This window comes from Bacillus sp. FSL R5-0523 (genome assembly GCF_037975295.1).
Classification (GTDB): domain Bacteria; phylum Bacillota; class Bacilli; order Bacillales; family Bacillaceae; genus Bacillus; species Bacillus subtilis.
On record NZ_CP150251.1, the window covers coordinates 1,607,613 to 1,631,635 of the forward strand.

The window sequence follows — 24,023 nt, forward strand, 5'->3', positions numbered from 1 at the left end:
GAGATGATCCTTTATCAAGTTTTTTCGGTTTTAAGCTTATTAATTACAATATACTCATTTGCCCTGATCATATATATTTTTATGTCATGGGTGCCGAGTACGAGGGAAACAGCAGTCGGGCGTTTTTTGGCTTCGATTTGTGAACCATATCTCGAACCATTTAGAAAAATCATTCCTCCGATTGCAATGCTGGATATTTCACCAATCGTAGCAATACTTGTGCTTCGGTTTGCGACAACCGGCTTGTGGGGGCTTTATCGCATGATTGCGTTTTAATGTGACAGTTTGATAGGGGCTTGGCAGCAGCCAAGCCTCTTTACATAGAAGGGAAAGACGATGAGCGATATATATCAGCACTTCAGAAAAGACGAGCGGGCCTTTATTGATCAGGCGCTCGAATGGAAAAGAATTGTCCAGGAGCAGTACCGGATGAAGCTGACAGACTTTTTAGATCCCCGAGAGCAGGTCATCCTCTCTGCTGTTACGGGACAGGCTGACGTCGGGCTTGCTTTTTCCGGCGGCTATAACAGAGCGGAGCGGAAACGGGCGATTCTGTATCCAGAGTACATTACTCCGGAAGAATCAGATTTTGAACTGCAGGCGTTTAACGTCCGTTATGCTGACAAGTTTGTCTCAGTAGATCATCGTTCTCTGCTTGGTGCATTAATGGGCATAGGGTTAAAGCGGCAAAAATTCGGTGACATCGTGTTTTCTGAGACAGCAGTGCAATTGATTGTCTCAGCCGATACCGCTGATTTTGTGGCTGCACAACTGACCCAAGCAGGCAAAGCGGCGGTTAGCCTAGAGAAAATCGACTTGTCAGACCTTAACATTCCAGCAGTTGATGTCGAAATAAGAGATGACACGGTTTCTTCTTTAAGGCTTGACGCCGTCTGCGCCTCTATGAGCAGGCAATCCCGCCAGAAATCACAGACGCTTGTGAAAAACGGCCTCGTGAAAGTGAACTGGAAGGTGGTTGAAGATCCTTCATACATAGTCGCGGAAGGGGACATGCTGTCTATCAGAGGTTTTGGTCGGTGCAGCTTAACAAAAATCGAAGGGAAAACCAAAAAAGACAAATGGAGAGTTACGTTTGAACGACAAAAATAGTCGGTTTTTCAGTTTTTTTCTCCATCTGTGCGAAATTTGTTTTATAATGTGAACTAGATAACCGTACTGAAATGTAAAAATGGAGGTGGCATCATGCCATTAACGCCAAATGATATTCACAACAAGACGTTTACAAAAAGTTTTCGCGGATATGATGAAGATGAAGTAAATGAATTCCTAGCCCAAGTCAGAAAAGATTACGAAATTGTTCTCCGCAAGAAAACTGAGCTTGAAGCGAAAGTCAATGAGCTTGATGAAAGAATCGGACACTTTGCAAATATTGAGGAAACATTGAATAAATCAATTTTAGTTGCTCAAGAAGCGGCTGAAGACGTAAAACGCAATTCTCAAAAAGAGGCAAAGCTGATTGTTCGGGAAGCGGAGAAAAACGCTGATCGCATTATCAATGAATCGTTATCAAAATCAAGAAAAATTGCAATGGAAATTGAAGAGCTGAAAAAACAGTCTAAAGTGTTCAGAACACGTTTCCAAATGCTGATTGAAGCTCAGCTTGATCTTCTGAAAAATGACGATTGGGATCATCTCCTTGAGTATGAAGTCGACGCTGTATTTGAGGAAAAGGAATAAATTCTCTGATTATCTTGACATTTTCTTAGCTTGTCGAATATAATACGTTCATAAATTCAGATGAAAAAACGGTTGAAAGGGACAGTCATGTTTCCTTCAGGCCTTCATAGCGACCCGGAGATGGTGAGAGTCCGGGATGGCCGGAATCATGTAGATCAGCCCTTTAGTTTCCTTGCTGAACTCACAGTAGGTTAGGACGTTCATCACGTTACGATGCTCAAGAGGAAAAAGTGTATGCTTGCTTTTTCTAAAAGGGTGGTACCGCGAGATAAGCTTTCTCGTCCCTTATGGGATGAGAGGGCTTTTTTTATTTTCTGAAAAAATGCAGTGGAGGAATGAAAATGGATTTTAAAGACACGCTCTTAATGCCGAAAACAGATTTCCCGATGCGGGGAAATTTGCCAAACCGTGAGCCTGACATTCAAAAAAAATGGGAGGAAGAGGATATCTACCGTCTTGTTCAGGAACGGACGAAAGACCGCCCGAAATTTGTTTTACATGACGGACCTCCGTATGCAAACGGCGACATCCATATGGGCCATGCACTTAACAAGATTTTGAAAGACTTCATTGTCCGCTATAAATCAATGAGCGGCTACAACGCACCGTATGTGCCGGGCTGGGATACACACGGATTGCCAATTGAAACAGCTCTGACAAAAAACAAAAAGGTCAACCGCAAAGAAATGTCAGTAGCGGAATTCCGCAAACTATGCGAAGAGTACGCTTGGAAGCAAATCGAGGGACAGCGTGAGCAATTCAAACGTCTTGGTGTCCGCGGTGACTGGGAAAACCCATATGTGACATTAAAACCGGAATACGAAGCGCAGCAAATCCGCGTATTTGGTGAAATGGCAAAACGAGGCTACATTTACAAAGGCCTTAAACCGGTTAACTGGTCACCTTCAAGTGAGTCTGCTCTGGCTGAAGCCGAGATCGAATATCAAGATAAACGTTCAGCATCTATTTACGTCGCTTTTGGTGTAAAAGACGGAAAAGGCGTTCTTGAAAACGGCGAGCGCATCATCATTTGGACAACAACGCCTTGGACAATTCCGGCGAACCTCGGAATCTCAGTGCACCCTGATCTTGAGTACAGCGTGATTGCAGTAGGTGAAGACCGCTTTGTCGTAGCAAGTGCCTTAGTCGAAAATGTTGCATCGGCATGCGGATTTGATCAGTATGAAGTGACAAGAACGGTCAAAGGGAAAGACCTTGAGAACATTATCGCTGAACACCCGCTATATGGCAGAGACTCTCTCGTTATGCTTGGTGAACACGTAACAACTGATGCCGGAACAGGCTGCGTTCATACAGCGCCAGGACATGGGGAAGATGACTTTATCATCGGCCAAAAATACGGTTTAGATGTGCTTTGCCCGGTTGATGAAAAAGGTGTAATGACAAGCGAAGCTCCTGGGTTTGAAGGCATGTTCTATGATGATGCAAACAAAGCAATCACACAGCAGCTTGATGAAAAAGGCGCACTTGTGAAGCTTGAATTCATTACTCACTCTTATCCGCATGATTGGAGAACAAAAAAACCAACCATTTTCAGAGCGACAGCGCAATGGTTTGCGTCTATTAAAGATTTCAGATCAGACCTGCTGGATGCCATTAAAGAAACCAAATGGGTTCCTGAATGGGGCGAGCAGCGTTTGCACAACATGGTTCGGGACCGCGGAGACTGGTGTATTTCCAGACAGCGTGCGTGGGGTGTGCCGATTCCGGTATTTTACGCTGAAAACGGAGAACCGATTATTACAGATGAAACCATTGAACATGTTTCTGAATTGTTCAGACAGCACGGATCAAACATTTGGTTTGAAAAAGAAGCAAAGGATCTTCTTCCGGAAGGCTTTACGCATCCTGGCAGCCCGAACGGCACTTTTACAAAAGAACAGGATATCATGGATGTTTGGTTTGATTCAGGCTCTTCACATCAAGCAGTGCTTGAAGAACGTGAAGACCTCGTTCGCCCGGCTGATTTATACCTAGAGGGATCTGACCAATATCGCGGCTGGTTTAACTCTTCTCTTTCTACAGCAGTAGCCGTAACAGGGAAAGCGCCGTATAAAGGTGTGCTCAGCCATGGGTTCGCACTGGATGGAGAAGGACGCAAGATGAGTAAATCAATCGGTAACGTTGTTGTTCCGGCTAAAGTCATGAAACAGCTTGGTGCCGACATCTTAAGATTATGGGTATCTTCAGTGGATTATCAGGCGGACGTTCGCGTGTCTGACGCCATTCTAAAGCAGGTTGCGGAAGTATATCGTAAAATCCGCAACACGTTCCGTTTCCTTCACGGCAACCTTTTCGATTTTGATCCAAAAACAAATGCGGTGGCTGTCGAAGATCTTCGTGAAGTGGATCAGTATATGCTGATTAAGCTGAACAAGCTGATTGATAAAGTGAAAAAAGCGTATGATGAGTACGAATTTGCGGTTGTGTATCACAGCATTCATAATTTCTGCACAATCGAATTGAGCTCATTCTACCTTGATTTTGCAAAAGATATTGTCTACATTGAGCATGCGGATCATCCGGATAGACGCAGCATGCAGACAGTATTCTACGAAACGCTTCTTGCATTAGTGAAGCTTTCTGCGCCTATCCTTCCACATACGGCAGACGAATTGTGGTCTCATTTAACATTTGTTGAAGAGCAGAGCGTTCAGCTGACCGATATGCCGGAAACAATCGCGGTTCCAAACAGTGAAGCGACTGAAGAAAAATTTGACCGCTTTATGGCTCTTCGTGATGACGTGTTAAAAGCATTAGAAACTGCGCGAAATGAAAAAATTATCGGTAAATCTTTGGAAGCAAACCTGAAATTGTATCCAAACAAAGAAAACAAGGAGCTCTTGGCTTCCATAAAAGAAAACCTTTCTCAGCTGTTTATTGTGTCTGAACTGACAATCAGCGAAGAAAATGATGCGCCGAACGATGCGCAAAGCTTTGCGACGGGTAAAATCGCTGTCGAGAAAGCGGAAGGCGAAATGTGTGAGAGATCACGTGTGATTTCAAAAGATGTAGGTGCAAATCCGAAATATCCTACACTTTCATTACGCAACGCTGAAATCGTTGAAAAATACTATCAAAAATAATAAAAAGGGCCCGGCGTATGGTCTTACCCCTGTCAAGTAGACAGCCATAAAAAGCCTAAGCAACCAGTGTGTTACGGTATTCTACCGGAGCACACTGGTTTAATTTTTTCTGGAATCGTTCGTGATTATAGAACTGGATGTAATCTTTAATGCTTTTGTGGAGCTCTTTTTCAGTTTGGCATGAAGAAAAGTATGTATTCTCTGTTTTGAGGTGCGAGAAAAATGATTCGATACAGGCGTTATCCAGGCAGTTTCCCTTACGGGAATGGCTGCCCTTCAAACCAACGGTTTCAAGTCGCTTTTGATATGCTTTTGTTGTGTATTGGAATCCTTGATCAGAGTGGAGAATGGCCCCTTGGACATCCCGTTGAGTTGTTAAACTTTCCACTGTTTTCATCACCAGTTCAAGATCATTTCGCTTTGACAGTTTCCATGCGACAACCTCATTGTTGTAAAGATCTTGTACTGCAGAAAGATAATAGAATCGTTGTCCGCAAGCAATATAGGTAATATCGGTTACATATAACTGATTAGGCTGATTGGTTTGAAATTCTCGGTTAAGCCGGTTTGGCAGGACAACCGATGCCTTTCTTCCAAAATAACGACGCTTTTTTCGAATAATCGAGTGGATGTTCATCTCTCTCATCAATCTGTAAACACGCTTATGGTTGACGCAGAAACCTTCTTTCTTTAAAGCGACAGTAATCCGAGGATAGCCATAGAAAGGGCGTGAATGATGAATCGCCATGATGTGCTCTTTTATGATCTGATCTCTCTGTTGCCTTGCCATTCGAAACCTTTGAGCCTTGCGCCATTTATAGTACCCTGACCGTGACACTTTGGCGATACATACCAGCCACGTAATCGGATAACGGTCCTTCAATTCGTGAACAGCTTCAAATCGTGCTGCCTTCAAAATCCGTCCTCCCCATGCAGATTTGGATAGCGCTTTTTTAGGTATTCGACCTGTGCCTTTAAATAATCTCGTTCTTCCTCAACACTTTTAAACGTTGTTTTAGGGCGTCCAATAAAAGGATTGTCTGACTTTGTATCTTTTCCCCTTTGATCATCAAAAGACTTGCCTTCCCGATATGTTTTCACCCAATTTTTGAGCTGGGTTGAACTTCGAAGCCCTAATTCTTCAGCTAACGTGTTATAGCTTTTGTTTCCTTCCTCGTACATTTTGACAGCTTTCATCTTAAATTCTTTCGTATAGTTTTGAAAGTGTTGCCCTTTTCTCGCCATAAAAAATCCCCTCCACGTATAGTGTAACAGCCACTTTTGAAAAGCGGGCTTTTTACACTGTCTACTTAGAGGGGATAATATCACGTAAAAGCCGGGCTTTTTTTGTGCCAAGAGTGACATCCTTTAGAACGACAGGAAAAATCTTATGGGCTTTAGATCATCATTCACAGGCAACAATAAAGATACTACGTTAAGAGCAGGAGTTGTGAAGAATGAATGATCAACTGACCGCAATTTATACGGAACTTCTTCTGATGAAAGAAGAATTACAGTCGAGATTATTTGAGTATTCTTGCTTTCAGGTTTCTACAAGCCCGCAAGCAGCAATCAATCAAAAACAAAAAGCAACTCTGATCTACCATATTAAAGAAGAACTTCAAGACGTTCTCCTTGCATTGTCAAAAATCGAAAACGGCACATTCGGATACTGTGAAGAAACCGGGGCCCCCATTCCTCTTTCAAAGCTGGCGGTGCTGCCGACGGCCCGAACAGCAAACGATTTTCTTTATTCTGTCCAATTCGAAAAAAAAACGCTTCCGATATGGAAATCAACGGATATCGAATATGGTCAGGCACTGTATGAATAAACAGTGTCTGACCAGTTAATATGCCTGATATTTCTTTACTCCAGTGCTTTTTATTGATAAAATGCATAATGGATTAAAGTAACCGTAAACTGGAGGAACGTTTGTGCTGTATTATATGATTGCACTACTTATTATTGCAGCCGATCAATTGACAAAATGGCTAGTTGTTAAGAACATGGAACTTGGCCAAAGCATTCCGATCATTGATCAGGTATTCTATATCACCTCCCATCGCAATACGGGTGCTGCATGGGGGATATTAGCGGGTCAGATGTGGTTTTTCTACCTCATTACAACCGCTGTTATTATTGGTATTGTTTATTACATACAGCGTTATACAAAAGGACAAAGGCTTCTTGGCGTTGCCCTCGGACTTATGCTTGGCGGTGCCATCGGCAACTTTATCGATCGGGCTGTCAGACAGGAAGTTGTGGATTTTATCCATGTTATTATTGTCAATTACAATTACCCGATATTTAACATCGCGGACTCTTCATTATGTGTCGGCGTAATGCTTTTATTTATACAAATGCTGTTGGACAGCGGGAAAAAGAAAAAGGAGCAATAGCATGAATCAAATTGATATAACCGCTTCAGAAGAACAAAAAAGTGAGCGGATTGATAAATTTTTGGCATCGACTGAGAATGATTGGTCAAGAACCCAGGTTCAGCAATGGGTAAAAGACGGACAGGTTGTCGTGAACGGAAGCGCGGTGAAAGCGAATTATAAAATTCAGCCGGGTGATCAGGTGACCGTCACTGTACCCGAACCGGAAGCGCTCGACGTCCTGGCAGAGCCTATGGATCTGGATATTTATTATGAGGACCAGGATGTGCTGGTCGTCAACAAACCTCGCGGAATGGTTGTTCACCCAGCACCCGGGCATCTTACGGGCACACTTGTAAACGGCCTTATGGCTCATTGCACAGACCTTTCCGGAATAAATGGCGTGATGCGTCCGGGTATTGTTCACAGAATCGATAAGGACACGTCCGGTTTATTAATGGTGGCGAAAAATGATATGGCGCACGAGTCACTTGTAAACCAATTGGTCAACAAAACGGTCACGCGGAAATATACGGCAGTTGTCCACGGGCTTATTTCTCACGATGATGGCACAATTGACGCGCCGATCGGACGAGATAAGAAAGACCGTCAAAGCATGACTGTGACACGTGATGGCAAAAGCGCTGTCACTCATTTTCATGTACTAGAGCGTTTTCAGGATTTTACGTTAGTGGAATGCCAGCTTGAAACAGGGAGAACCCATCAAATTCGTGTTCATATGAAATATATCGGATTCCCATTAGCAGGCGATCCGAAATACGGCCCAAGAAAAACAATCGACTTTAATGGCCAAGCGCTTCACGCGGGAGTTTTAGGTTTTGACCATCCACGAACAGGAGAATATGTCGAATTTGAAACGCCGCTTCCTGAGGATATGGCAGAATTAATCGAAAACCTCAGAAAAAACGGTTGACAGAGGGTTTCTTTTCTGAAATAATAAACGAAGCTGAATAGATTCTTTAAAACAGTCCAGAGAGGCTGAGAAGGATAACGGATTGACGGGATGCGTGTATAGGCGCGCACCTTGTCCTAAAACCCCTCTATGCTCTGGCAGGAGGGGTTTTTTCTTCTATATGAACTGTGAGGTGTCACACATTGAATCAAAAAGCTGTCATTCTCGACGAACAGGCAATCAGACGGGCGCTGACCAGGATTGCTCACGAAATGATCGAACGCAATAAAGGAATGAATAACTGCATTCTTGTCGGTATTAAGACAAGGGGGATTTACCTGGCAAAACGCCTTGCGGAACGCATTGAACAGATTGAGGGAAATCCTGTTACAGTCGGTGAAATTGATATTACTCTTTACAGAGACGATCTTTCTAAAAAAACGAGCAACGATGAACCGCTTGTAAAAGGTGCAGATATTCCGGTAGATATTACAGATCAAAAAGTCATTCTCGTTGATGATGTTCTGTATACCGGAAGAACAGTCAGAGCAGGAATGGATGCGCTTGTTGATGTAGGCAGACCTTCCTCCATTCAGCTTGCGGTGCTTGTGGACCGAGGACACCGGGAGTTGCCGATCCGAGCGGATTATATCGGGAAAAACATCCCGACATCAAAGTCTGAAAAGGTTATGGTTCAGCTTGATGAGGTAGACCAAAACGATCTCGTCGCCATTTATGAAAACGAATAATAGATCACCTTTTTAAGGGCAATCCAGAGAGGTTGCAAAGAGGTGCACAACAAAGGCCCAAAAAGCATTCGGCAGGTCTTTGTATGCCTCTTTGCGTAAAAAAGCAAAGAGGTTTTTTTATACAGTCATTGAGTCATCCTAAAATGAAAGTCAACAATCAGGGGGAAATCATCATGAGTAAGAAAAAAGTAAATTTAGGGGTCAGGGATGTCCCGACACCTTTCTCTTGGGTTTCATTCAGCCTTCAGCATTTGTTTGCCATGTTTGGCTCAACCATTTTGGTTCCGAAGCTCGTCGGAATGAGTCCTGCTGTGGCGTTGGTGACAAGCGGCATCGGAACACTGGCGTACCTTCTTATTACCAAAGGACAAATTCCGGCGTATCTCGGTTCATCCTTCGCCTTTATTTCTCCGATCATTCTGGTAAAAGCGACCGGCGGGCCGGGAGCGGCAATGGTTGGAGCGTTTCTTGCAGGGCTGGTGTACGGGCTGATTGCCTTATTGATTAGGCAGCTTGGAACAGGATGGCTGATGAAGATTCTCCCGCCTGTAGTCGTAGGGCCTGTTATTATCGTCATCGGGCTGGGACTGGCAAGCACTGCAGTAAACATGGCGATGTATGCTGATCCGAACGCGAGTGAGTTGGTCTACAGCTTAAAGCACTTTAGTGTCGCAGGAGTTACGCTGGCAATTACGATTATTTGTGCGATTTTCTTACGAGGGTTTTTAAGCCTGATTCCGGTTCTGATCGGAATCATCGGCGGATACCTGTTTGCCCTTACTCAAGGGGTTGTCAACTTCCAGCCGGTGCTTGACGCGAAATGGTTTGCAGTGCCTGAATTTATCATTCCGTTCAAAGATTATTCACCGTCAGTTACACTCGGCATCGCAGCCGCAATGGTTCCTGTCGCATTTGTCACAATGTCAGAGCATATCGGCCACCAAATGGTGCTGAGTAAGGTTGTTGGACAAGATTTCATTAAAAAGCCGGGACTGCATCGCTCCATTATGGGTGACAGCGTGGCGACAATTCTTGCTTCTCTGATCGGCGGCCCTCCGACAACGACTTACGGAGAAAACATTGGCGTGCTGGCCATCACAAGAGTATTCAGCGTCTTTGTCATCGGGGGCGCGGCAGTGATTGCCCTTTGCTTCGGCTTTATCGGCAAAATTTCAGCGCTGATCAGTTCAGTGCCGTCAGCGGTTATGGGAGGCGTCTCCTTCCTGCTGTTCGGAATCATTGCTTCAAGCGGCCTGAGAATGCTGATTGACAACAAAATTGATTATGAAAACAACAGAAACCTCATTATTACATCAGTAATCCTTGTCATCGGTGTAGGAGGCGCTTTTATCCAAGTATCTCAAGGCGGATTCCAAGTGTCAGGAATGGCGCTTGCCGCAATTGTCGGTGTCATCTTAAACCTGATTCTTCCGAAGGCGAAGGAAGAGCAGGCAGACACATCTGAACAACATCATATTTAAAACCTTTTAATGAAAGTCCAGAGAGGCTTGGAAGGGTTATGAAGAGAAGGAAGCTTCAATGCTGCCCTCTATTTAACCATACCCCGAGTCTATCTTAGACCGGGGTTTTTTTCAGCCTTAAGTTGAAAAGAGAGGGGAAAGAACATGAAGCATTTAACGACGATGAGTGAACTCAGAGCTGATGAAATCAAAGATTTGCTTCAAACAGCACAAGATCTCAAAAGCGGAAAAACAGACAATCAGCTTACAGGAAAGTTTGCCGCAAACCTGTTTTTCGAACCGAGCACGAGAACGCGGTTCAGCTTTGAGGTCGCAGAAAAAAAGCTGGGCATGAATGTACTAAACCTTGATGGAACAAGCACAAGCGTGCAAAAAGGCGAAACCTTATATGACACGATCCGGACGCTCGAATCAATCGGTGTGGACGTGTGCGTCATCAGGCACAGTGAGGATGAGTATTATGAAGAGCTTGTCAGCCAGGTGAACATTCCGATTCTGAATGCGGGAGACGGATGCGGCCAGCATCCAACACAATCACTGCTTGATTTAATGACGATTTATGAAGAGTTCAATACGTTCAAAGGGCTTACCGTCTCCATTCACGGCGACATCAAGCATAGCAGAGTGGCAAGGTCAAATGCGGAAGTGTTGACAAGATTAGGGGCCCGGGTCCTATTTTCCGGCCCTTCGGAATGGCAGGATGAAGAAAATACATTCGGCACGTATGTCTCAATGGATGAAGCAGTTGAGTCTTCCGATGTTGTCATGCTGCTGCGCATTCAAAATGAACGACATCAGTCAGCTGTCAGCCATGAAGGCTATTTAAACAAATACGGCTTGACCGTAGAACGGGCTGAGCGTATGAAGCGGCATGCGATCATCATGCATCCTGCTCCGGTAAACAGAGGAGTGGAGATTGATGACAGCTTAGTAGAAAGCGAAAAATCAAGAATCTTCAAGCAAATGCAAAATGGCGTATTTATCAGAATGGCAGTGATACAGCGTGCCTTACAAACCAATGTGAAAAGAGGAGAAGCAGCGTATGTCATATCTCATTAAAAACGGCTGGATACTAAACGAAAATGGTGAAAAAACACAAGCGGATATCCGAGTGACTGGAGAAACCATCACCGCAATCGGCAAGCTTGATGCAACGGATAATGAAACGGTAATTGATGCAAAAGGTTTGCTCGTTTCACCTGGGTTTGTTGATCTCCACGTGCATTTCAGAGAGCCGGGCGGAGAGAAAAAAGAAACTATTGAAACCGGGGCAAAAGCAGCGGCACGCGGCGGCTATACTACAGTAGCAGCAATGCCGAATACGCGGCCGGTTCCTGATACAAAGGAGCAGATGGAATGGGTGCAAAACAGAATTAAAGAAACATCATGCGTCAGAGTTCTTCCATATGCATCCATTACGATCAGACAAATCGGCGATGAAATGACAAACTTTGAAGCGTTAAAAGAAGCCGGGGCATTTGCTTTTACAGATGACGGCGTTGGTATACAGACAGCAGGAATGATGTATGAAGCGATGAAACGGGCAGCCGCAATTGACAAAGCGATTGTTGCACATTGCGAGGACAACTCCTTAATTTACGGAGGAAGCGTACATGAGGGGACATTCTCCAAAGCGAACGGGCTAAACGGCATTCCTTCTGTTTGTGAATCGGTTCATATTGCCCGCGATGTGCTGCTGGCTGAGGCGGCAAACTGCCATTATCATGTATGCCATATCAGCACGAAAGAATCTGTCAGAGTTGTACGTGATGCGAAAAAAGCGGGAATCAGAGTGACAGCAGAAGTGTCGCCGCATCATTTGCTGCTTTGTGATGAGGACATCCCGGGGCTGGACACAAACTATAAAATGAATCCTCCGCTCCGCAGCCCAGAAGACAGAGCTGCTTTAATTGAAGGTCTTTTAGACGGAACAATTGATTTTATCGCAACAGACCATGCACCGCATACGGAAGAAGAGAAGAACACAGAAATGAAACAGGCGCCATTCGGAATTGTCGGCTTAGAAACAGCATTCCCGCTTCTTTACACACACTTTGTCAAAAATGGCAGCTGGTCCCTGAAGCAGCTGATTGACTATATGACAATCAAGCCATGCGAAGCATTCGGTCTCCCATTTGGAACATTACAAACGGGGCATGCTGCGGACATTACGTTAATCGATTTAGAAAAAGAAGCAGTTATAGACAAAGAGACATTTTTATCAAAAGGAAAAAATACACCATTCAACGGCATCAGCTGCACCGGCTGGCCGGTCGCTACAATTGCGGCAGGGAAGCTTGCTTATGAAGAGGGGAGACTTGTCAAATGAAGAGACGATTAGTACTGGAAAACGGAGCGGTATTCGAGGGAGAAGCCTTCGGAAGCTTAGAACACAACATGGGAGAAGTCGTTTTTAATACTGGGATGACAGGCTATCAGGAAATTTTATCTGATCCTTCTTACTGCGGACAGATCGTAACATTAACATACCCGCTTATCGGAAATTACGGCATTAACCGTGATGATTTTGAATCCATTACCCCTTTTGTGAAAGGGCTGATCATCAAAGAATTATGTGAGCTGCCTTCCAACTGGCGTTCAGCATACACCTTAGACGAGTATTTAAAAATGAAAAACATTCCCGGACTCCAGGGGCTTGATACAAGGAAGCTGACAAGAATGATCCGCACGGCAGGCGCGCTAAAAGGAACATTCGCTTCATCTGATGAAGATATCGAAGCAGTGCTGAAAAGACTGAACGAAACGGAATTGCCAAGAAATCAAGTATCCCAAGTATCAGCAAAAACAGCATATCCGAGCCCGGGAAGAGGCAAACGCATCGTCTTGGTTGACTTCGGCATGAAACACGGGATTCTAAGAGAGCTGAACAAACGGAAATGTGACGTCATCGTTGTGCCTTACAACATTACAGCGGAAGAGGTGCTTCAGCTGAAACCGGACGGTATCATGCTTTCTAACGGACCTGGAGACCCAAAGGATGTGCCTGAAGCGATTGAAATGATTAAAGGTGTTCTTGGAAAAGTGCCATTATTCGGAATATGTCTTGGCCACCAATTATTCGCGCTGGCGTGCGGGGCGAATACCGAAAAAATGAAATTCGGCCACAGGGGCTCAAACCACCCGGTAAAAGAGCTGGCTACAGGAAAAGTTGCCTTAACATCTCAAAACCATGGATATACAGTTTCGTCTATCAGTAAAACAGAACTGGAAGTGACGCATATCGCAATTAACGACGATACGATTGAAGGGCTGAAGCATAAAACATTGCCGGCATTTACGGTTCAATATCATCCCGAAGCCTCACCTGGTCCTGAGGATGCCAACCATCTATTTGACAGATTCATCGAAATGATCGAAACAACAGAGAAAGAAGGGGAAGCGGTATGCCAAAACGCGTAGACATTAACAAAATTTTAGTAATCGGATCTGGACCGATCATCATCGGTCAAGCAGCAGAATTTGACTATGCGGGAACACAAGCCTGTCTTGCTTTGAAAGAAGAAGGCTATGAAGTCATCCTTGTCAACTCAAACCCTGCCACGATCATGACAGATACAGAAATGGCTGACCGGGTTTATATCGAACCGCTCACACCTGAATTCCTGACACGAATCATCAGAAAAGAGCGCCCAGATGCCATTCTTCCTACACTCGGAGGCCAAACCGGTTTGAATCTTGCGGTTGAGCTTTCTGAAAGAGGTGTTCTGGCAGAATGCGGCGTCGAAGTGCTTGGCACAAAACTGTCTGCGATTCAGCAAGCTGAAGACCGTGACTTGTTCAGAACATTAATGAATGAACTGAACGAACCGGTGCCTGAAAGTGAGATTATCCACTCCCTTGAAGAAGCAGAAAAATTCGTCAGTCAAATTGGATTCCCTGTCATTGTCCGCCCGGCATATACATTAGGCGGAACAGGCGGAGGCATCTGCTCGAATGAGACAGAGTTAAAAGAAATCGTTGAGAACGGCTTGAAATTAAGCCCGGTACACCAATGTCTGCTTGAAAAAAGCATCGCCGGCTATAAAGAAATCGAGTATGAAGTCATGAGAGACAGCCAGGATCACGCCATTGTCGTTTGTAACATGGAAAACATTGATCCGGTTGGAATCCATACTGGAGACAGTATTGTTGTCGCGCCGAGCCAAACGCTCAGCGATCGGGAATATCAGCTTTTGCGGAATGTTTCGTTAAAACTGATTCGCGCGCTTGGCATCGAAGGCGGATGTAACGTCCAGCTTGCCTTAGATCCAGACAGCTTCCAATATTACATTATTGAAGTAAATCCGCGTGTCAGCCGTTCATCTGCCCTTGCATCAAAAGCAACGGGATACCCGATAGCAAAGCTCGCTGCTAAAATTGCAGTCGGCCTTTCATTAGATGAAATGATGAACCCGGTGACAGGTAAAACATATGCAGCATTTGAACCTGCTCTTGACTATGTCGTATCCAAAATTCCGCGCTGGCCGTTTGATAAGTTTGAATCAGCAAACAGAAAGCTTGGCACGCAAATGAAAGCGACAGGTGAGGTCATGGCAATCGGCCGCACGCTTGAAGAGTCATTGCTGAAGGCAGTGAGATCACTGGAAGCGGATGTGTATCATCTTGAATTGAAGGACGCCGCTGACATTTCAGATGAGCTTCTTGAAAAGCGAATTAAAAAGGCCGGGGATGAACGCTTATTCTACTTAGCTGAAGCGTACAGAAGAGGCTACACGGTAGAAGACCTCCATGAATTTTCCGCTATCGATGTCTTCTTCTTGCATAAGCTGTTCGGAATCGTACAGTTTGAAAAAGAATTGAAGGCGAATGCGGGCGATACAGATGTGCTGAGACGGGCAAAAGAACTCGGCTTCTCTGATCAGTACATTAGCCGCGAGTGGAAAATGAAAGAATCCGAGCTTTACAGCTTGAGAAAACAAGCGGGGATTGCGCCGGTATTCAAAATGGTAGATACGTGTGCCGCGGAATTTGAGTCAGAAACGCCATACTTCTATAGCACATATGAAGAAGAAAATGAATCTGTCGTTACAGATAAGAAAAGTGTGATGGTGCTTGGTTCGGGTCCGATTCGAATCGGTCAGGGTGTCGAGTTCGACTATGCGACGGTTCACTCTGTATGGGCAATTAAACAAGCAGGCTATGAAGCCATTATTGTCAACAACAACCCGGAAACCGTTTCAACAGACTTCAGCATCTCAGACAAGCTGTATTTTGAACCGCTTACGATTGAAGATGTTATGCACATCATTGACCTCGAACAGCCAATGGGAGTTGTCGTACAGTTCGGCGGACAAACTGCGATTAACCTTGCTGACGAGCTTTCTGCACGCGGAGTGAAAATCCTTGGAACTTCATTAGAAGATTTAGACCGTGCAGAAGACCGGGATAAATTTGAACAAGCGCTTGGAGAACTTGGTGTTCCTCAGCCGCTTGGCAAAACAGCGACATCAGTTGATCAGGCGGTAAGCATCGCAAATGATATCGGTTACCCGGTATTGGTACGCCCTTCCTATGTACTTGGCGGCCGGGCGATGGAGATTGTGTATCATGAAGAAGAGCTGCTTCATTACATGAAAAACGCAGTTAAAATCAATCCACAGCACCCTGTATTAATTGACAGATACTTGACAGGAAAAGAAATTGAAGTCGATGCAGTATCGGATGGTGAAACAGTCGTCATTCCGGGAATTATGGAGCACATTGAACGTGCGGGCGTTCACTCCGGAGACTCAATCGCTGTTTATCCGCCTCAGTCTCTCACAGAGGACATTAAGAAAAAAATTGAACAATACACGATCGCGCTTGCTAAAGGGCTGAATATTGTCGGTTTGCTCAATATTCAATTCGTCTTGTCGCAAGGCGAGGTGTACGTGCTCGAAGTGAATCCGAGATCAAGCAGAACCGTACCGTTCTTAAGCAAAATTACGGGTATCCCAATGGCAAATCTCGCAACAAAAATCATTCTTGGTCAAAAGCTGGCTGCGTTTGGCTATACAGAGGGCCTTCAGCCTGAACAGCAAGGTGTATTTGTAAAAGCGCCGGTCTTCTCCTTCGCCAAGCTGAGAAGAGTGGATATTACGTTAGGGCCTGAAATGAAATCAACAGGTGAAGTCATGGGGAAAGATTCGACACTTGAAAAGGCGCTCTACAAAGCCTTGATTGCTTCAGGTATTCAAATCCCGAACTACGGTTCCGTGCTTTTAACAGTAGCTGATAAGGACAAAGAAGAAGGGCTTGCCATTGCTAAGCGGTTCCACGCGATCGGCTACAACATTTTAGCGACGGAAGGAACGGCAGGCTACTTGAAAGAAGCTTCCATTCCAGCGAAGGTCGTCGGAAAAATCGGTCAGGATGGCCCGAACCTGCTTGACGTCATCAGAAACGGAGAAGCGCAGTTTGTCATCAATACGCTGACAAAAGGAAAGCAGCCGGCAAGAGACGGTTTTAGAATCAGACGTGAATCAGTAGAAAATGGTGTTGCCTGCCTAACATCTTTAGATACGGCAGAGGCGATATTGCGAGTGCTGGAAAGCATGACATTCCGTGCTGATCAAATGCCGGCAGTCAACACAAATCAGGAGGCGGCAGTCACTATATGAAAAAAGCGTATTTGACAGTATGTTCTAACCAGCAAATTGCAGACCGGGTGTATCAAATGGTTCTGAAAGGGGAGCTTGTCCAAGGGTTTACAATCCCTGGACAGTTCCTTCATATTAAAGTGAGCGAAGCGGTTACGCCTCTTTTGAGAAGACCAATCAGCATCGCAGACGTCAACTTTGAAAAAAATGAAGTCACCATCATTTATCGGGTAGATGGGGAAGGGACAAGACTCTTGTCACTGAAGCAGCAGGGAGAACTTGTGGATGTCCTCGGGCCTTTGGGAAATGGCTTTCCTGTTAATGAAGTTCAACCCGGAAAGACGGCTTTGCTGGTAGGAGGCGGAGTAGGTGTGCCGCCTCTCCAAGAGCTGTCGAAACGCTTGATTGAAAAAGGGGTAAATGTCATCCACGTTTTAGGATTCCAATCGGCAAAGGATGTTTTTTACGAGGAAGAATGCCGGCAGTACGGAGACACGTATGTGGCAACAGCTGACGGAAGCTACGGGGAAACCGGATTTGTCACAGATGTGATTAAACGGAAAAATCTAGAGTTTGATATCCTCCTCAGCTGCGGGCCGACACCGATGCTCAAGGCGTTAAAACAGGAATATGCCCATAAAGAAGTATATCTGTCCATGGAGGAACGAATGGGCTGCGGAATCGGCGCATGCTTCGCGTGTGTGTGCCATACAAACGAAAGTGAGACATCCTATGTAAAAGTATGTCTCGACGGGCCTGTATTTAAAGCTCAGGAGGTGGCGCTGTAATGCTAGAGGTGAAATTGCCGGGACTTAATTTGAAAAACCCAATCATTCCTGCATCAGGCTGCTTCGGTTTTGGAAAAGAATTTTCACGTTTTTATGATTTGTCTTGTCTTGGAGCCATCATGATTAAGGCTACGACAAAGGAGCCGCGCTTTGGGAATCCGACGCCGAGGGTAGCTGAGACTGGTGCTGGAATGCTCAATGCGATCGGTCTCCAAAATCCGGGGCTGGATAGCGTGTTGCATAATGAGCTGCCGTGGCTTGAGCAGTTTGATACACCGATCATTGCCAATGTCGCAGGTTCTCAAGTCGAGGATTATGTTGAAGTCGCAGAGCATATCAGCAAAGCGCCTAATGTCCATGCTCTTGAATTGAATATTTCCTGCCCGAATGTGAAAACAGGCGGAATCGCTTTTGGCACGAATCCTGAAATGGCTGCCGATTTGACAAAAGCGGTGAAAGAGGTTTCGGATGTACCCGTTTATGTGAAGCTTTCCCCGAACGTGGCCAATATCACAGAAATTGCATTAGCGATCGAGGAAGCGGGAGCGGACGGTCTTACGATGATCAACACACTAATCGGCATGAGACTCGATTTAAAAACCGGCAAACCGATATTAGCGAATAAAACAGGGGGACTTTCAGGCCCTGCTGTGAAGCCGGTTGCCATTCGCATGGTGTATGAAGTCAGCCAGATGGTCAACATCCCGATTATTGGAATGGGAGGCGTGCAAACGGCTGAAGATGCCCTGGAATTTCTTCTCGCGGGAGCAAGCGCAGTCGCTGTCGGAACAGTAAACTTTGTGAATCCTTTTGCATGTCCAGAGATTATTGAACAGCTCCCATCTGTTTTGCGCCAATACGGCTATCAATCAATTGAAGAATGCATCGGAAGGAGCTGGAATCATGAAAAACAACCTGCCTATCATCGCGCTTGATTTTGCATCAGCTGAAGAAACACTCGCGTTCTTAGCGCCTTTTCAGCAAGAACCGTTATTTGTAAAGGTTGGAATGGAGCTTTTTTATCAAGAAGGGCCATCGATCGTGAAACAATTAAAAGAAAGAAACTGCGAGCTGTTTTTAGATCTAAAGCTTCATGACATCCCGACTACTGTAAACAAAGCGATGAAGCGCCTTGCCAGTCTTGGAGTAGACCTCGTCAATGTTCATGCGGCCGGGGGCAAAAAAATGATGCAGGCAGCTCTCGAAGGCTTAGAAGAAGGTACGCCGGCTGGAAAAAAACGTCCGTCACTGATCGCGGTAACCCAGCTGACAAGCACATCTGAACAAATCATGAAAGATGAACTGCTAATCGAAAAATCTCTGATTGATACGGTTGTGCACTACAGCAAACAGGCGGAAGAGAGCGGACTGGATGGAGTGGTCTGCTCTGTTCATGAAGCAAAAGCCATTTACCAAGCGGTGTCGCCTTCATTTCTGACTGTCACTCCGGGGATCAGAATGGCAGAGGACGCTGCGAATGACCAAGTCCGCGTAGCGACGCCTGCCATTGCAAGAGAGAAAGGTTCATCAGCGATTGTAGTAGGACGCTCGATTACAAAAGCGGAAGACCCGGTAAAAGCCTATAAGGCTGTCAGACTTGAATGGGAGGGAATCAAATCTTGAAACAAATCATCGCAAAACATCTTTTAGACATCCAAGCTGTATTTTTACGCCCGAACGAGCCGTTCACATGGGCAAGCGGTATTTTATCACCAATCTACTGTGACAACCGCCTTACGCTATCTTTCCCAGAGGTCAGAAACGATGTCGCCTCAGGTATCAGCAAGCTTGTCAAAGAGCATTTTCCTGAAGCTGAAATGATTGCGGGAACAGCAACTGCCGGTATTCCTCATGCTGCTCTTGCGGCTGACCGTTTGAATCTTCCGATGTGTTATGTGAGGAGCAAGCCGAAGGCGCACGGAAAAGGCAATCAGATTGAGGGAGCTGTGCAAGAAGGGCAAAAAACAGTCGTCATTGAAGACTTAATTTCCACAGGAGGCAGCGTGCTTGAAGCTTGTGCAGCTCTACAAGCGGCCGGCTGTGAAGTGCTTGGTGTCGTCTCAATCTTTACGTACGGACTTCCAAAAGCGGAGGAAGCCTTCGCAAAGGCAGAACTGCCATACTACTCATTAACTGATTATGATACGCTCACAGAGGTCGCACTTGAAAACGGAAATATTCATTCAGATGATCTAAAAAAGCTGCAAACATGGAAACGAAATCCCGAGTCAAAAGATTGGTTTAAAAAATAAAAAATAAATTCAAATGATGTAAAGAGGCTTCAAAGCCTTGCTGTACTTGAAAACAGGCTGTGAGGCCTGTTTTTTTATTAATCCTATAAAAAAAGTCGGGTTGACTTATGTTAGAATTGTGCTAAAATTTACTACAAATCTAAAAACTTATCAAGAGCGGCTGAGGGACTGGACCTATGAAGCCCGGCAACCTGCATAGTTTGTAAGGTGCTACTTCCAGCAAAATGAATTCCATTTTGAAAGATAAGGGCTGCATGCTGTTCCTGTCTTTCTTTCCGCCGGATTGAAAGTTTTTTATTTTAAGAGGTAAAAAGGCTGTCTGTATATCAGCAGCCGCGAATCACATTACATGGGAAAAGACAACCGGCAGAAAGCTACTGTTTGTTTGTCTCCGAAAGGAGGAAAGAAGAAATGTTAACGTATGATAATTGGGAAGAACCAACGATTACATTTCCGGAAGACGATCCTTATAAAGGAGCGCTGTCAGTTTTAAAATGGGCATACGGTCATTACGGCAATCAGCTTGTTTATGCCTGCAGTTTCGGAATTGAGGGAATCGTTCTGATTGACTTAATTTATAAAGTGAAAAAAGACGCAGAGATTGTGTTTCTTGATACAGGACTTCATTTTAAAGAAACCTATGAAACAATTGAACGAGTGAAAGAGCGTTATCCGGGTCTTAATATCATCCTGAAAAAACCAGACCTCACCCTTGAGGAACAAGCCGAAGAACATGGTGACAAACTGTGGGAAAGAGAGCCGAATCAGTGTTGCTATCTTAGAAAGGTCGTTCCTTTAAGAGAGGCGCTTTCAGGACATCCAGCCTGGCTTTCCGGCCTGCGCCGTGATCAAGGGCCAAGCCGTGCCAATACGAATTTCTTAAACAAAGATGAAAAATTCAAGTCAGTAAAAGTTTGCCCGCTTATCCATTGGACTTGGAAAGACATTTGGAGATACACATCCCGGAATGAACTGGACTACAATCCGCTTCATGACCAAGGATATCCAAGTATTGGCTGTGCGCCTTGCACTGCTCCCGCTTTTACAGCAGAGGATTTGCGCTCAGGCAGATGGAATGGTATGGCGAAAACAGAATGCGGACTGCATGAATAAGGAGCTGCAAAATGGAATTAGCCGCTATTTTATTTAGCTTGTTTTTCGCGATGAATATTGGTGCAAGCGGCGCTGCAGCTTCGATGGGGGTTGCTTACGGCTCCGGAGCCATCAAAAAGAAAACCTACGCTTTGATCCTATGCGCAGTCGGTGTCTTTGCCGGGGCGGTCATTGGCGGAGGCGAGGTTGTAAAAACAATCAGCTCCGGCATTATTCCTGAGCAGACGATTACACTGACGATTGTTTGCATCATTATTGGAGCTGCTGCCCTGTCGCTCTTTACTGCTAATCTGCTCGGCATTCCTTTGTCGACAAGTGAAGTAACAGTCGGCGCGGTTGTCGGCGTGGGAGTGGCTTATAAAGTATTGTTTGTGAACAATCTTCTGATCATTGTGTCATTTTGGGTTTTTGTCCCGCTGTTCGCTTTCGGCTTCACCTATTTCGTATCTAAGCTGTTTCGTTATTTTAAGATTGAAGTAAAATCTTCTAAAAAGCAAAAAATCCTCGGTATTGTTTTGTTAGTTGCCGGATTTTTCGAAGCATTCTCTGCAGGCATGAATAACGTGGCGAATGCTGTTGGCCCGTTAGTAGCTGCCGGTGTGCTTGATGTCGGAAAAGGAACCTTGTATGGAGGAGCTTTTGTTGCTCTTGGCGCACTGTTATTAGGCCGGCGTGTGCTAGAAACAAACGGGAAGAAAATTACAAGATTCTCCAAAGGAGAAGGCATTCTCTTATCCGGTACAGGAGCGGGACTGGTGATCATCAGTTCTGTATTTGGGATGCCGGTGCCCTTGGCGCAAGTCACGTCATCGTCTATTATCGGAATAGGCATGGCAAAAAACGGGCCGAACGTGTTCCATAAACAAGTTGTTCAAACGATGCTGAAGGTATGGATCGTATCGCCGTTTTTATCTTTATCGATTTCTTATCTGCTTGTATCCTTGTTTTTAAAAGCGGATTATTATTCGATCTTTATCATGGTAAGTGTGCTTTTAGCGGCGGGAGGTGCCGTCAGCCTGACAAAGGCCATTCGTAAAGAGAGACGCTCAGTCCACGAACAAGGCGGGGGAATCTGATCATTAATCTGAGTAATTTTATAAGTTAACTAGGAGGAGATGGATATTATGAGCTTAACACCACACGGAGGAACATTAGTAAACAGAGTAGATGAATCATATGATGTGAGCGGCATCCAAAAAGAAATTGAACTTGATTTAATTTCTTTCGCGGATTTGGAATTGATCGGTATCGGTGCATACAGCCCGATTGAAGGTTTCTTTAATGAAAAAGATTACGTATCTGTAGTCGAAAACATGCGTCTTTCTTCCGGCGTTGTCTGGTCTCTTCCGATCACGCTTCCGGTCGATGCGCAAAAAGCAGCGGAACTGTCACTTGGTGAAACGGTAAAGTTAACGTATGAAGGAGAAACATACGGCGTTATCCAAATCGAAGATCTGTACGTGCCTGACAAACAAAAAGAAGCTGTCAATGTGTACAAAACAGATGAACAGGAGCATCCTGGTGTTAAAAAGCTGTTCAGCCGCGGCAATACATATGTCGGCGGACCGATTACGTTGATTAAAAAAGCTTCAAAACAGTTCCCTGAATTTACATTTGAACCGTCAGAAACGAGACGCCAGTTTGCGGAAAAAGGCTGGGAAACCATTGTCGGTTTCCAAACAAGAAACCCTGTTCACAGAGCACATGAATACATTCAAAAAACGGCTCTTGAAACAGTAGACGGCTTGTTCTTGAATCCGTTAGTAGGTGAAACAAAATCTGATGACATTCCAGCTGATGTACGGATGGAAAGCTACCAAGTGCTTCTTGATCATTATTACCCGAAAGATCGCGTTTTCCTTGGTGTCTTTTTAGCGGCGATGCGTTATGCAGGCCCGAGAGAAGCAATTTTCCACGCGCTTGTCAGAAAGAACTACGGCTGCACACATTTCATCGTCGGCCGTGATCATGCAGGTGTAGGCGACTATTACGGAACATACGAAGCACAGGAACTGTTTGACACATTTAAACCTGAAGAACTCGGAATTACACCGCTGAAATTTGAGCACAGCTTCTTCTGTAAAAAATGCGGAAATATGGGAACAGCGAAAACATGCCCTCATGGCAGAGAGCACCACGTCATTTTATCAGGCACTAAGGTAAGAGGTATGCTGAGAGAAGGTGTGCTGCCGCCTGCTGAATTCAGTCGAAAAGAAGTCGTAGAAGTGTTAATCAAAGGGATGAAGAAAAAAGAAGAAGTAGGCGTATCTTAAGGAGGACTGGCAGTGACAAATCGCGATATTGTATGGCATGAAGCCTCTATCACAAAAGAAGAGTACCAGCAAAAAAACAAGCATAAAAGCTCCATTCTCTGGCTGACAGGGTTAAGCGGCTCAGGCAAATCAACGATTGCCAACGCCGCTGCGAGAGAATTGTTTGAGCAAGGCTACCAAGTGATTGTGCTTGACGGGGATAATATCCGTCACGGCCTAAATAAGGATCTTGGTTTTTCTGATGAAGACCGAAAAGAAAACATCCGCCGGATCGGAGAGGTGGCGAAGCTTTTTGTTCAGCAGGGAACCATTGTGATTACTGCTTTTATCTCTCCTTTCCGCGAGGACAGGCAACAGGTTCGCGAGCTTGTGGAAGCGGGCGAATTTAATGAAGTCTACATTAAATGCGACCTTGATATTTGTGAACAAAGAGATCCGAAAGGGCTTTACAAAAAAGCAAGAAACGGCGAGATTCCGTTCTTTACAGGAATTGATTCTCCTTATGAAGAACCGGAAGCTCCAGAGCTCGTTCTTGATTCAGGACAGCATGACCGTGAAGCGTGTAAAAATCAGCTGATCGAGTTTGTTAAACAAAAATTGAGCTGAATATGATCTGCTGCGTTCTTCTCAGATGCCGGAATGCAAGCGAGAACATCATCACAGCGAATCTT

Annotated in this window: 22 protein-coding genes, 1 riboswitch and 1 other annotated feature; of the genes, 21 read left to right on the forward strand and 1 reads right to left on the reverse strand. The window is 45.0% G+C overall.

The annotated features are described in order from the left end of the window. Positions 1-3 precede the first annotated feature (3 nt). From NYE53_RS08360 to ileS, 4 genes are all read left to right on the forward strand, one after another. The gene (locus tag NYE53_RS08360) at positions 4-276 is read left to right on the forward strand and encodes a YggT family protein (protein ID WP_003221463.1); all 273 of its coding nucleotides are present in this window, start codon (positions 4-6) and stop codon (positions 274-276) included. A 60-nt stretch (positions 277-336) separates the two neighbouring features. Then, entirely contained in the window at positions 337-1,110 is a 774-nt protein-coding gene (locus NYE53_RS08365) for an RNA-binding protein (protein WP_015252130.1), read from the forward strand. Between the two features lie 93 nt (positions 1,111-1,203). After that, a complete protein-coding gene (gene divIVA, locus NYE53_RS08370) occupies positions 1,204-1,698 on the forward strand; it encodes a septum site-determining protein DivIVA (RefSeq protein WP_003221468.1) in 495 nt (164 codons plus the stop codon). 62 nt (positions 1,699-1,760) lie between these two features. Beyond that, positions 1,761-1,987: a binding site (T-box leader), on the forward strand. A gap of 52 nt (positions 1,988-2,039) precedes the next feature. Continuing rightward, positions 2,040-4,805: an isoleucine--tRNA ligase gene (gene ileS, locus NYE53_RS08375; protein ID WP_015483209.1), complete on the forward strand. Its 2,766-nt coding sequence runs from the start codon at positions 2,040-2,042 to the stop codon at positions 4,803-4,805. 55 nt (positions 4,806-4,860) lie between these two features. Here the strand turns inward: ileS and NYE53_RS08380 are convergent. Further along, a protein-coding gene (locus tag NYE53_RS08380; RefSeq protein ID WP_339245518.1) for an IS3 family transposase occupies positions 4,861-6,050 on the reverse strand; the annotation gives its coding sequence in 2 pieces (ribosomal slippage) (positions 4,861-5,750 and positions 5,750-6,050; 1,191 coding nt in all). A 212-nt stretch (positions 6,051-6,262) separates the two neighbouring features. Between NYE53_RS08380 and ylyA the strand changes: the two genes are divergently transcribed. From ylyA to cysC, 17 genes are all read left to right on the forward strand, one after another. Next, positions 6,263-6,637, forward strand: coding sequence for a sporulation-related RNA polymerase-binding protein YlyA (gene ylyA, locus NYE53_RS08385; RefSeq protein WP_339248134.1), 375 nt, complete (start codon positions 6,263-6,265; stop codon positions 6,635-6,637). 103 nt (positions 6,638-6,740) lie between these two features. Next, positions 6,741-7,205, forward strand: coding sequence for a signal peptidase II (gene lspA / locus NYE53_RS08390; protein WP_003245047.1), 465 nt, complete (start codon positions 6,741-6,743; stop codon positions 7,203-7,205). 1 nt (position 7,206) lies between these two features. Beyond that, positions 7,207-8,118 (forward strand): RluA family pseudouridine synthase, encoded by a 912-nt coding sequence (locus NYE53_RS08395; RefSeq protein ID WP_339248137.1) that lies wholly within the window; start codon positions 7,207-7,209, stop codon positions 8,116-8,118. 182 nt (positions 8,119-8,300) lie between these two features. Continuing rightward, on the forward strand, positions 8,301-8,846 hold the full coding sequence (gene pyrR, locus NYE53_RS08400; RefSeq protein ID WP_003232127.1) for a bifunctional pyrimidine operon transcriptional regulator/uracil phosphoribosyltransferase: 546 nt from the start codon (positions 8,301-8,303) through the stop codon (positions 8,844-8,846). A 173-nt stretch (positions 8,847-9,019) separates the two neighbouring features. Further along, a complete protein-coding gene (gene pyrP / locus NYE53_RS08405) occupies positions 9,020-10,327 on the forward strand; it encodes a uracil permease PyrP (protein ID WP_339248140.1) in 1,308 nt (435 codons plus the stop codon). A 144-nt stretch (positions 10,328-10,471) separates the two neighbouring features. Continuing rightward, positions 10,472-11,386: an aspartate carbamoyltransferase catalytic subunit gene (locus NYE53_RS08410; RefSeq protein ID WP_213419705.1), complete on the forward strand. Its 915-nt coding sequence runs from the start codon at positions 10,472-10,474 to the stop codon at positions 11,384-11,386. Continuing rightward, on the forward strand, positions 11,370-12,656 hold the full coding sequence (locus NYE53_RS08415; protein ID WP_339248145.1) for a dihydroorotase: 1,287 nt from the start codon (positions 11,370-11,372) through the stop codon (positions 12,654-12,656). The genes NYE53_RS08410 and NYE53_RS08415 overlap by 17 nt, the downstream gene beginning before the upstream one ends. Beyond that, positions 12,653-13,747 carry a carbamoyl phosphate synthase small subunit gene (locus tag NYE53_RS08420; RefSeq protein ID WP_339248148.1) on the forward strand — a complete coding sequence of 365 codons (1,095 nt, stop codon included), beginning with the start codon at positions 12,653-12,655 and terminating at the stop codon, positions 13,745-13,747. Before NYE53_RS08415 ends, NYE53_RS08420 begins: the two co-directional genes overlap by 4 nt. Continuing rightward, entirely contained in the window at positions 13,732-16,947 is a 3,216-nt protein-coding gene (carB, locus tag NYE53_RS08425; RefSeq protein WP_339248151.1) for a carbamoyl-phosphate synthase (glutamine-hydrolyzing) large subunit, read from the forward strand. Before NYE53_RS08420 ends, carB begins: the two co-directional genes overlap by 16 nt. Beyond that, positions 16,944-17,714: a dihydroorotate oxidase B electron transfer subunit gene (gene pyrK, locus NYE53_RS08430; RefSeq protein WP_339248154.1), complete on the forward strand. Its 771-nt coding sequence runs from the start codon at positions 16,944-16,946 to the stop codon at positions 17,712-17,714. The genes carB and pyrK overlap by 4 nt, the downstream gene beginning before the upstream one ends. Continuing rightward, positions 17,714-18,649, forward strand: coding sequence for a dihydroorotate dehydrogenase (locus tag NYE53_RS08435; RefSeq protein ID WP_339248157.1), 936 nt, complete (start codon positions 17,714-17,716; stop codon positions 18,647-18,649). The genes pyrK and NYE53_RS08435 overlap by 1 nt, the downstream gene beginning before the upstream one ends. Next, positions 18,618-19,337: an orotidine-5'-phosphate decarboxylase gene (gene pyrF / locus NYE53_RS08440; RefSeq protein WP_047182588.1), complete on the forward strand. Its 720-nt coding sequence runs from the start codon at positions 18,618-18,620 to the stop codon at positions 19,335-19,337. Before NYE53_RS08435 ends, pyrF begins: the two co-directional genes overlap by 32 nt. Then, positions 19,334-19,966 carry an orotate phosphoribosyltransferase gene (pyrE, locus tag NYE53_RS08445; protein WP_015715860.1) on the forward strand — a complete coding sequence of 211 codons (633 nt, stop codon included), beginning with the start codon at positions 19,334-19,336 and terminating at the stop codon, positions 19,964-19,966. The genes pyrF and pyrE overlap by 4 nt, the downstream gene beginning before the upstream one ends. Before the next feature lie 144 nt (positions 19,967-20,110). After that, a riboswitch (SAM riboswitch) is annotated at positions 20,111-20,216 on the forward strand. A 161-nt stretch (positions 20,217-20,377) separates the two neighbouring features. Next, positions 20,378-21,079: a phosphoadenylyl-sulfate reductase gene (locus NYE53_RS08450; RefSeq protein ID WP_003221498.1), complete on the forward strand. Its 702-nt coding sequence runs from the start codon at positions 20,378-20,380 to the stop codon at positions 21,077-21,079. 11 nt (positions 21,080-21,090) lie between these two features. Next, complete coding sequence (cysP, locus tag NYE53_RS08455) at positions 21,091-22,155, forward strand: sulfate permease (protein WP_029317784.1); 1,065 nt, start codon at positions 21,091-21,093, stop codon at positions 22,153-22,155. 48 nt (positions 22,156-22,203) lie between these two features. Then, on the forward strand, positions 22,204-23,352 hold the full coding sequence (gene sat / locus NYE53_RS08460) for a sulfate adenylyltransferase (protein ID WP_339248161.1): 1,149 nt from the start codon (positions 22,204-22,206) through the stop codon (positions 23,350-23,352). Positions 23,353-23,364: 12 nt separating this feature from the next. Next, on the forward strand, positions 23,365-23,958 hold the full coding sequence (gene cysC, locus NYE53_RS08465) for an adenylyl-sulfate kinase (RefSeq protein WP_015252120.1): 594 nt from the start codon (positions 23,365-23,367) through the stop codon (positions 23,956-23,958). Positions 23,959-24,023 lie beyond the last annotated feature (65 nt).